This window comes from Xenorhabdus thuongxuanensis (assembly GCF_001908095.1).
Classification (GTDB): Bacteria; Pseudomonadota; Gammaproteobacteria; order Enterobacterales; family Enterobacteriaceae; genus Xenorhabdus; species Xenorhabdus thuongxuanensis.
Map to the genome: position 1 here is coordinate 17,359 of NZ_MKGR01000035.1, position 10,928 is coordinate 28,286.

At 54.0% G+C, this 10,928-nt stretch carries 1 protein-coding gene (running past one end of the window); it reads right to left on the reverse strand.

The features are described from left to right. The coding region annotated (locus Xentx_RS16360; RefSeq protein WP_139292517.1) for a non-ribosomal peptide synthetase crosses the window boundary (this coding region is incomplete at its 5' end): on the reverse strand, positions 1 to 10,928 show 10,928 of its 18,534 nt. 7,606 nt of the annotated region lie to the left of the window's left edge.

The window sequence follows — 10,928 nt, forward strand, 5'->3', positions numbered from 1 at the left end:
GAGAGGGATAACAGTGCGGGCACCAATTCAGTAAGTGTCTGACCTTCACGGATAAGGTGTACTTTGCCGCCACAAAGCAGAGGTAAATAAATACTGGAGACGGTGGCATCAAAAGCAAAAGGTGATGACACGATGCTGTCTGTCTGTTCGGTCGTTACATAATGACTGAGCGCCCACTGTAGGTAATTTCTGAACCCGGCGTGTTCAACCATCACACCTTTGGGTTGGCCGGTCGAGCCAGAGGTATAGATAACATACGCCAGGTGATGTGAGGTCAGCCCCAGCGCCTGGGTATCAGGATTACTTTCCGCGTCATTATCGAAGACAGGGGCATCAAGCAGCACGATAGGCAGGTTGGTGTCTAATTTCTCAATCAGGGAGGTCTGGGTAAGTAATACCACTGGCGCTGCATCATTCAGCATATAAGTCAGACGTTCGAGTGGGTAAGTTGGATCGAGTGGCACATAAGCGGCGCCAGCCTTGAGAGTACCCAATAATCCCACCACCATCTCCAGACTGCGTTCGACACAAATGGCGATTCGGTCATCGGGATGTACGCCCCGCGCTAACAGATGGTGTGCCAGCCGATTGGCGCGGCGGTTTAATTCACCATAGCTCAGTGTCTGGTCTTTATAGACGACAGCTATCGCTTCGGGATATTGTGCGGCCTGCGCCTCAATCAGTTGGTGGATAAACACTTCTTGTGGAAGATCGACTTGAGTGGCATTGAAATCTATCAGTAATTGTTGCCGCTCCTCCGCTGGTAAGATGGAGATATTCCGGATCTCTTGTTGCGGGTTATGCACTAAGGCATCGATCAAACCGCTTATGGCTGTCGCCAGATAGGTATTGATGCGTTCTGGCGCAATTTCGGTGACGGTCAGGGAAGTGAGTAGGAAGCCGTCTCCTAAGTCATCCACTGATAAGGAGACAGGATAGTTAGTGCGCTCCTCTGCGGCCAAAATACGTATGTCCGTCCAAATGGTATCAACCGCTTTGGTTTCCCCCGATGGGCTATGACGATAATTGAGCAGGGTGCTGAACAGTGGCATAGGTTGCTCCACGCTACTGCATCGTTGTGCCAGTACCAACGGCGCCTGCTCATGCTCGAGTAATGCGATCAGGTTATGATAGGTATCCTGTACGATTTCTTGTACCGTGCGCCCGCCCAGAGAGATGCGTAGGGGCAAGGTGTTGATAAACATACCCAGTATTTGATCAGCCCCTGCGCCACCTTGCAGGCGACCCAATAGAACGGAGCCAAACACCACGTCATCGTGGCCGCTGGTTTGTGCCAGCACCTGTGCCCAGGCCACATGGAACAACACACTGGGGCTGACACCTAAACGACGCGCCTGAGTGCGGATAGCCTGGGCCAGATCGGGGGCGATAGCGAGACGGGCTTCCGTCACCAGATTGTTGTCAGTGGGAACCTTGAGCACCCCAAAGGGCGCCGTGGGTTCGTCAATATCTGCCAATTGGGCGCGGAAATACGCTTCATGTTCGGCGGTTGGTGTAGCCAGGGTTTGAGCGATAAAGTTACGATAGGGCAATACTGCCGATAAATTCGCTGCCTTGCCCTGCAAGATGAGGGCAATTTCCGCCAGGATCAGCTCCAGGGTCATATGGTCACTGACCAGATGATGGAAGCGCAGTGCCAGTAGCCATTCATCTTGAACTGGATCATGGGCGATATCGGCGGTAAACAGCGGAGCGTGGCTCAGATCGATACGGTGCCGGTGTGGATCGGTATGACACTTGAGTTGGGTGACAACGTCACCGGCTGCCGCTGGGGTAAAAACGGTAATCGACAGTGGTGCCTGACGCCAGACCACTTGTACCGGTTGGGTCAGCGCCTGCCAGTAAACAGAGGTGCGCAAGATATCATGCCGATCGATAACGTGCTGCAGTGCCGCTAAAAAGGCATCGAGGCGCTCACGGGTATTGAACGCAAGCAAGCTTTGTAGCAGATAATTATCCCCCTGTGTCTGTAACAGGTGATGGAACAAGATCCCTTCCTGCAAAGGAGCCAGCGGATAGATATCCTGCACATTGGCGGTGCCGCCCTGAACAGTGGTAACGATGGCCTCAATGTCGGTTTGGGAGAGGGAAACCAGTGGCAGCATATCGGGGGTGATGGCAGTGCAATCCTCTGGGATACGGTTAGGAGGCACGATAAAGGGGCTGATCTCACTCTGGATAGCCTGAGCCATAGCAACCAGAACCGGCGCGGCAAACACGCTGCGAACCTCTAGCTGCCAGCCCAGATAGCGCAGCTCTTCGATTAGACTGACAATCATCAGCGAATGGCCGCCGAGTTCAAAAAAGTGGTCATGACGGCTAACCTGTTTCAACCCCAATAATTTTTGCCAAATCTGCGCCAGGGCGATTTCGGCCTCACCGACGGGGGCTTCATAGCTGCGCGTGACAATCGCGGGTAAATCCGGAACCGGCAGAGCCTGACGGTTAAGTTTGCCATTCGGGGTCAGCGGGAAAGTGTCCAGGGTGACAAAGGCGCTGGGCAGCATATAGTCAGCGAGGTGCTGAGCCAGTTGCTGGCGCAATTCGGCTGGCACCAGTTCGACATCATCCAGAGACCGCAGATAGGCGATTAGCTGTTTCTGACCGGGTGCATCTTCACGGGCAATGACCACCGCTTCACGTACCCCGTGACATTGCAGGAGTCGGGCTTCGATTTCTCCCAATTCGATACGAAAACCGCGCAGTTTGACTTGAAAATCATTGCGACCCAGGTATTCGATATTGCCATCGGGCAGCCAACGACCCAAGTCGCCGGTTTTATACATACGCGCGTTCGGTTCTGAAGAAAAAGGATCACTTAGGAAGCGTTCGGCAGTCAGTTCAGGCCGGTTCAGGTAACCACGGGCTACGCCGGCACCGCCAATATAAATTTCGCCGATAACGCCAAGGGGAACAGGCTGACCGGTAGCGTCAAGGATATAGATCTGGGTATTGGCGATGGGGCGACCAATATGAGAAACAATATTTGTCATCCGATTCATGCATGTCCAGGTCGAATACGTTGTCGTCTCCGAAGGGCCATAGAGATTGCAGATATTTTCTACACCGGAATGGGCAAACAGATGTTCGACGATATGGGATTTCAGCGCTTCACCTGCCAAATTAATGGTTTTAACGGTGGGTGGAATGGCGTTTGTCTCGCTCAAATGAGCGATGGCTGACGGCACCGTATTAATTAGGTTGATCACCTGTTCTGTAGCGGGTTTAGTTGAGATTAACGATAGGGCATCAGAAACAATATGAACCGTACCCCCAGAAATTAGTGGTGCAAAACATTCGTACACGGACAAATCAAAATTAAATGAAGTCGCGAACAGGGTATGAGCCAATGCTTCGGCGCTAAACGTTCTCTGAACCCAGGTCAGGAAATTTACGGTATTGCGATGGGTAATCGCAACCCCTTTGGGTAATCCGGTGGAACCTGACGTATAGATCACATAGGCCAGATGATTTGACGTTAAGCCTGTTCCTTGAGCATCGGGATTGCCTGTCGATTGACTTAGTTCTTGATTGTCATTGTCGAGTAAATTGTCAATGAATACCGTAGGTACAGCGTGAGTTAGTCTATCGGTTAGATTTTTCTGGGTAATGACCACGACGGGAGCCGCATCTTCAAGCATATAAGCCAATCGACTGGTTGGATAAGCGGGATCGAGTGGAACATAAGCGCCTCCCGCTTTAAGAATGGCCAGTAATCCCACCACCATTTCTAAACTGCGTTCGACGCAGATAGCGATTCGATCGTCTGGATGTACCCCCAGTGTAATCAAATGATGGGCCAGATGATTGGCATAGCGGTTCAATTCCCCATAGCTGAGAGATTGTTCTCCACACACTACCGCTGTCGTATTGGGCGTTTGTGCTGCTTGCGCTTCGACTAGTTGATGGATCAGGGTTTCCTGTGGGAAATCGGCTTGAGTGGCGTTGAATTCTACCAACAATTGATGCCGCTCCGATGTTGATAATATTGGCAGGCTGGCAATGGTTTGTTTGGTAATGTCTTGTTCGGCGCTTGTCATGGCTACCAGAGCCTGTTTCAGGTAACCTACCATGCGCTCTATCGTTGAGGGATCAAACAGATCAACGGCATATACCAGTTCACCGAACAGACCAGATTCGGTTTCGGTCAGCGACAAGGTCATATCGAAGTGGGTACTGTGGCGTACTGGTTCAATTTGGGTGATTTGCAAGTCAGGTAACGTCAAGGTCTTGGTTGGCGTATTGTTTAAGGCCAACATCACTTGGAAGATAGGGCTGTAGCTTAGGCTACGTTCAGGCTGGAGCGCTTCCACCACCTGTTCAAAAGGCAGATCCTGATGGGCATAGGCCGCTATGGTTTGTTCCCGCACCTGGGCAAGCAAGTCAGCGATACATGTAGAATCATCCAGAGTAATACGCAAAGCCAGCGTATTAACGAAGAAACCGATCATCCCCTCAAGTTCATGGTGCGGACGGTTAGCGACAGGTGTACCGATGACAATATCATTCTGCCCACTAAGTCGAGCCAATACGAGACTCCAGGCACTGAGCACGGTCATAAACACGGTGGTGTGATGACGCTGCCCAAGCCTTTTAAGCGAAGTTAATAAGTTTGCATCAAAGTGGACAGGAACCCGGCCGCCAACATAAGTCTGCACCGCGGGACGGGGTCGATCGGTCGGCAGTGTTAATAATGCCGGTGCGCCTTCAAGCTGAGCACACCAGAAATCGCGTTGTTTAGTAATGACGGTTCCTTGTAACCACTCTCGCTGCCAGACAGCATAGTCAGCGTACTGAATGGGAAGTGGCGATAACGGCGCCTCTTGACCGTCGAGAAGGGAGCGATAAAGCACGCTGAGTTCATGCAGCAAGACGCCGATGGACCAGCCATCAGAAATAATATGGTGTTGGGTGAGTAGTAAGAGATGCTCATCGTCTGCCCGTTGTAGCAAATGACCGCGGAGCAACGGACCTTGAGTTAAGTCAAAAGGCGTCTGGGCGTCGAGATCCATTAATTCTGAAATCCGGTTGCTTTGTGCGTCAGGAGTTAATGTGCGTAGATCCTGATAAGACAAGGTAAAACCCCTGTCAGCAGGATCGATATGCTGATAGGGTTGACCGGAAACCAACACAAAGCGGGTTCGTAAGTTTTCATGGCGGGTGACCAGGTGGTCGAGGGCACGGGTCAGGGCCGGATGATTGAGTGGGCCGGTCAGGCGCAACGCCATGGGCATATGATAGGCCAGACTGGCTGCCGGATCGAGTTGGGCTAGGAACCATAAACGCTGTTGGGCAAAGGACAGCGGCAAGAGTTGGCTGCGGTCAGCCACGGAGAGGATGACCTGAGAGGAGGTTGACGTCTCCGTCAGCATCTGAGCCAGATCGATCAAAAGCGGCTGATCAAAGAGTGACTGTAACGGTAACTCGCGCGTCAGATGTTGACGGATCCGAGCCGCCAGTTGGACAGCCAGCAGGGAATGACCGCCGAGTTCGAAGAAATGATCGTAACGCCCGACCTGTTCCACCCCGAGCAGATCTTGCCAAATCCGGGCCAGGGCGATTTCTACTTCGCCCTCCGGGGCTGCATACTCGCGGGTCACCACGGCCGATAAATCCGGGGCCGGCAGGGCCTGACGGTCAAGCTTGCCGTTCGGGGTCAGCGGGAAGGTGTCCAGCGTGATAAAGGCACTGGGCAACATGTAGTCGGCCAGGTGCAGGGCGAGCTGCTGGCGCAATTCAGCCGGCACCAGTTCACCCCCTACCTGCGGCCGCAGGTAAGCGACCAATCGTTTCTGGCCTGGCTCATCTTCGCGGGCTAGCACCACCGCTTCGCGTACGCCGTCACATTGGGTCAGCCTGGCCTCGATTTCCCCCAGCTCGATACGGAAACCCCGCAGTTTGACCTGAAAATCATTGCGGCCGAGGTAGTCAATCGTGCCATCGGGCCGCCAGCGGCCGAGATCGCCGGTTCTGTACATGCGGGCATCCGGTTCTGAAGCAAAGGGGTCGGACAGGAAACGTTCGGCCGTGAGTGCCGGACGATTGAGGTAGCCGCGAGACACACCCTCTCCCCCGATATAGATTTCACCGGCCACCCCCATTGGCACTGGTTGTCCTTGTGGATTCAGGATATAGATCCGGGTATTCGAGATCGGGCGGCCGATAGGGAGTTTACGGTCAACGTCTTCGTTTTCCCCCGCCGGCAGCTCATAGGCGGTGGCAAACGTGGTGGTCTCTGTTGGCCCATACACATGCAGTAAGTGTTGGGGGGGAGATTCGGTTCTGAGGCGAATGGCAGGACGGGTATCTGCTTGTTCCCCGCCGAAAAGGACATAACGCAAGCCTGATAAGGCTGGCCCAATCAGGGGAGCATATTGGTTAAACAGAGCGGTGGTCAGGAAGAGTGCACTGACGCCTTCCGATAACAGGCTCTGGCCAAAATGGGGGGGATGAAGCAAGGTCTTTTCCGGAATAAGCAGAAGACGTGCCCCATGAACTAAGCCTGCCCACACTTCCCAGGTGGCGGCATCAAATGAGATATTGGCACAATGGGCAATACAGTCGTCCGGCCCGATATCGGCAAAGTCATTATTGATAACCAGACGCAGAACATTGCGATGCTCGACCATCACGCCTTTGGGTTGGCCGGTCGATCCCGAGGTGTAAATGACATAGGCCAGATGGCGCGATGTCAGCCCCAATATCTGAGCGTCTGGGTTGTCAGTGGGTTGCGTCGCCAGCATCGGTACTTCATAGTCAAAGATATGATCCAGTAAGACCGTCGGCACGGTATCGGGCAGCCTGTCGGCCTGGGCAGTTTGGGTCAATAAAACAACCGGTGCCGCGTCCTGGAGCATATAAGTTAACCGTTCAATCGGGTAGGCCGGGTTGAGCGGGACATAGGCCCCACCGGCTTTCAGGATAGCCAATAAGCCGACCACCATCTCCGGACAGCGTTCGAGACAGAGGGCGACCCGATCATCCGGCCGTACCCCCAGTGCAATCAAATAATGTGCCAGCCGGTTGGCTTGCTGGTTCAGTTCGTGATAGCTCACGGTTTGCCCTTCGTAAGTTATCGCTGGGGCCTGGGGACGTTGTAATGCCTGGGTTTCAACGAGTTGATGGATCAGGACTTCTTGCGGGAAATCCCGCTGGGTGGCGTTGAAATCCACCAGCACTTGTTGCCGTTCGGGTACTGGCAGGATAGGCACATCCAGAATCCATTGCTGCGGGTGGTTAACCAGGGCCGTTACTAAGCCGCTTATGGCGGTCGCCAGATAGGCGGTGAGGCGTTCGGCGGCAATATCAGTGACGGTTAGGGCAGTCAATTCGAAGTTATCCCCTAAATCATCCACTGACAGGGTAATGGGATAGTTGGTGCGCTCTTCCGCCGCGACCAGACGCATTTCTGTTCCTAATGTGTCAGAGATCTTGTCCTGGTCAGATGGACTATGGCGATAATTTAGCAACGTACTGAACAGTGGCATCGGTTGGGCCACGCCACTGCACCGTTGTGCCAATGCTAGCGGGGCTTGCTCATGCTCCAGCAAGGCGGTCAAATTGTGGTAGGTTTCCTGTACGATGGCGTGTACCGTGCGCCCGCCCAGAGAAACACGCAGAGGCAAGGTGTTGATAAACATGCCCAGTATGCGGTCAGCCCCCGCGCCGCCTTGCAGGCGGCCCAGTAGCACGGAGCCAAACACCACATCATCGCGGCCGCTGGTTTGGGCCACGACCTGGGCCCAGGCCACATGGAACAGGACGCTGGGACTGACTCCCAGCCGACGAGCCTGAGCGCGAATCGCTTTTGCCAACGTGGGATCAAGCCGCAGGCTATTTTCGTTGATAGCACTATTATCGCTGGGTACGCTGAGTATCCCAAAGGGGGCGGTGGGTTCATCAATATCCGCCAGTTGGGTACGGAAATAGGCTTCATGCTCTGCCACTGGCACACTGAATGTTTGGGCAATAAAGTTGCGATAGGGCAACATGGCAGGCAGGGCTGCTGCATTGCCCTGGAGTATCTGGGCGATTTCAGCCAAAATCAGCTCCAGTGTCATATGGTCATTGACCAGATGATGGAAGCGCAGCGCTAGCAACCATTCATTTTGTGCCAGATCATGCGTGATATCGGCAGTAAAGAGGGGTGCCTGGTTTAAATTGATACGGTGCTGGCGTGGATCAGTGTAATCCAGTAATTGTGTGGAAATATTGTCCGTCGTGGCAGGGTTAAAGACATTGATAACCAGTGGTGCCTGACGCCAGACCACTTGAACCGGTTGTACCAGATCTTGCCAGTAAACTGCTGTGCGCAGGATATCATGACGATCAATAACTTGCTGTAAGGCAACCAGAAAGTCATCAAGATATTCACGAGTGTCACAGGCAAATACGATCCGTAATAAATAGGCATCACCTTGTGTCTGTAACAGATGGTGGAACAGGATGCCTTCCTGCAAGGGAGCCAGCGGATAGATGTCCTGCACATTATTCGCACCACCTGGGATCTGCTCAACCAGGGTATCAATCTCAAATTGGGAGAGTGAAACCAACGGCAGCATATCGGGAGTGATGGCCGTGCAGCCCTCAGGAATAAGATTGGGGGGCACGATAAAGGTATTGGTGTCACGTTGGATAGTCTGAGCCATATCGGCGAGGACTGGTGAGGCAAATACCCGGCGAACCTCGAGTTGCCAACCCAGATGGCGTAATTCTTCAACCAGACTGACAATCATCAGCGAATGGCCGCCGAGTTCAAAGAAATGGTCATGGCGACTGACCTGTTGTAGGCCCAATAATTTTTGCCAAATCTGCGCCAGGGCGATTTCTATTTCACCGATAGGGGTTTCATAGCTGCGCGCCACGATGGCCGAGAAATCGGGGGTCGGCAGGGCCTGTCGGTCGAGTTTACCATTCGGGGTGAGCGGGAAAGTGGCTAACGTGACAAAAGCACTGGGCAGCATATAGTCAGCCAGATGCTGCGCCAGTTGCTGGCGCAATTCCGCGGGCACCAATACGCTCCCCTCTTCGGGTTGCAGATAGGCCACCAGTCGTTTCTGACCCGGTTCATCTTCGCGCGCCATCACCACCGCCTCACGTACGCCGTCACATTGCGTCAGTCTGGCTTCGATTTCTCCCAGTTCGATGCGGAAGCCACGTAGTTTGACCTGAAAATCATTGCGACCCAGGTAGTCAATATTGCCATCGGGCAGCCAGCGACCCAGGTCACCGGTTTTGTACATGCGTGCATTAGGTGTGGTTGAGAATGAGTCGGGAACAAAGCGTTCCGCTGTCAACTCAGGGCGATTGAGGTAACCACGGGCGACCCCCACACCGGCAATATAAATTTCCCCCGCCACCCCGCGAGGAACGGGCTGGCCGTGTGCATCCAGGATATAAACCCGGGTATTGGCGATCGGGCGGCCAATCGGGGGCGGATTATCTGCTGAACTGTCATCGGAAAAGGCACAGGGATAGAGTGTGGCACAGATCGTGGTTTCCGTTGGCCCATAGGCATTGAGCATCTGCCGTCCTGGTGACCAGCGTTTGACTAAGGTCGGCGGACAGGCTTCCCCCCCCACCAGCAAGGTTTGCAGGGTATCGGGCAGCGTATCCATGGCGGCCAACGCGGTCGGTGACAAGAGAACATGGCTGATGGCCTGGTCTGCTAAGTAGCGGGACAGGATGGCGCCCGGCAACAGACTGGCCCGTTGAGCCAGATAGAGACGGGCACCGGCCATTAAGGCCATACAACATTCCCAAATACAGGCATCGAAACTGTTTGAGGCGAACTGTAAGACGCGACTGTCGGCGGTGAGTGCCAGGGTCGCTTGCTGGGGGGTGATCAAGTTGCACAGGCTCTGATGTTCGATCATCACCCCTTTCGGTTGCCCCGTTGAACCGGAAGTATAAATAACATAGGCCAAATGGCGTGATGCTAAGCCCAAAGCCTGAGGGTCTGGATTGTCAGTCGATTGGGTTGCCAGGCACGGTTCGGGGTTATCCAGTAGAACCGTGGGCAAGGCATTAAACTGAGTGAGCCACTCTGATTGGGCTAGTTCTGCTTGGGTCAGTAAAGCCACGGGGGCCGCATCTTCCAGCATATAGGCCAACCGTTCGGCCGGATAAGCGGGATCAAGCGGCACATAAGCCCCGCCGGCTTTCAGGATAGCCAGCAAGCCCACCACCATCTCTGGACGGCGTTCAGCATAGAGGGCGACCCGATCGTCTGGACGTATCCCCAACGTAATCAGATAATGCGCCAACTGATTGGCACGGTGGTTTAATTCCCCATAACTTAGAATTTGGTCTTCGTAGACGACGGCAGTGGCATCAGGACACTGTTCTGTCTGCGCCTCAAACAGTTGGTGGATCAACGCCTCCTGCGGGAAATCCGTCTGAGTGGCATTGAAGTCCACCAGCAGTTGTTGCCGTTCGGGTTCTGGCAGCATCGGCAACGTGGCAATCCGTTGGGTGTCATCTGCCGCCATGGCAGTCAGCACCTGGTTGAAATAACCGACTATCCGCTCAACGGTGGCGGTATCGAATAAATCGGTGGCATATTCCAGTTCACCGACCAAACCGGCCTCAGTTTCAGTCAGGGATAAGGTCAAATCAAAGTGCGCGCTGGGGTGCATTTGTGCAATAGGAGAGCATTGGATGCCGGGTAACGCCAGTGTCTGGGCCGGGGTATTATTTAAGGCCAGCATCACTTGGAAGATCGGGCTGTAGCTTAAATGGCGTTCGGGCTGGAGGGCTTCCACCACCTGTTCAAAGGGGACATCCTGATGGGCATAGGCGGCCAGCGCCCGTTCCCGAACCTGGGCGAGCAGGTCAGTAACAGTAACGGCCTCATTCAGGGTGACGCGCAAGGCCAGGGTATTGACGAAGAAACCGATTAAGCCCTC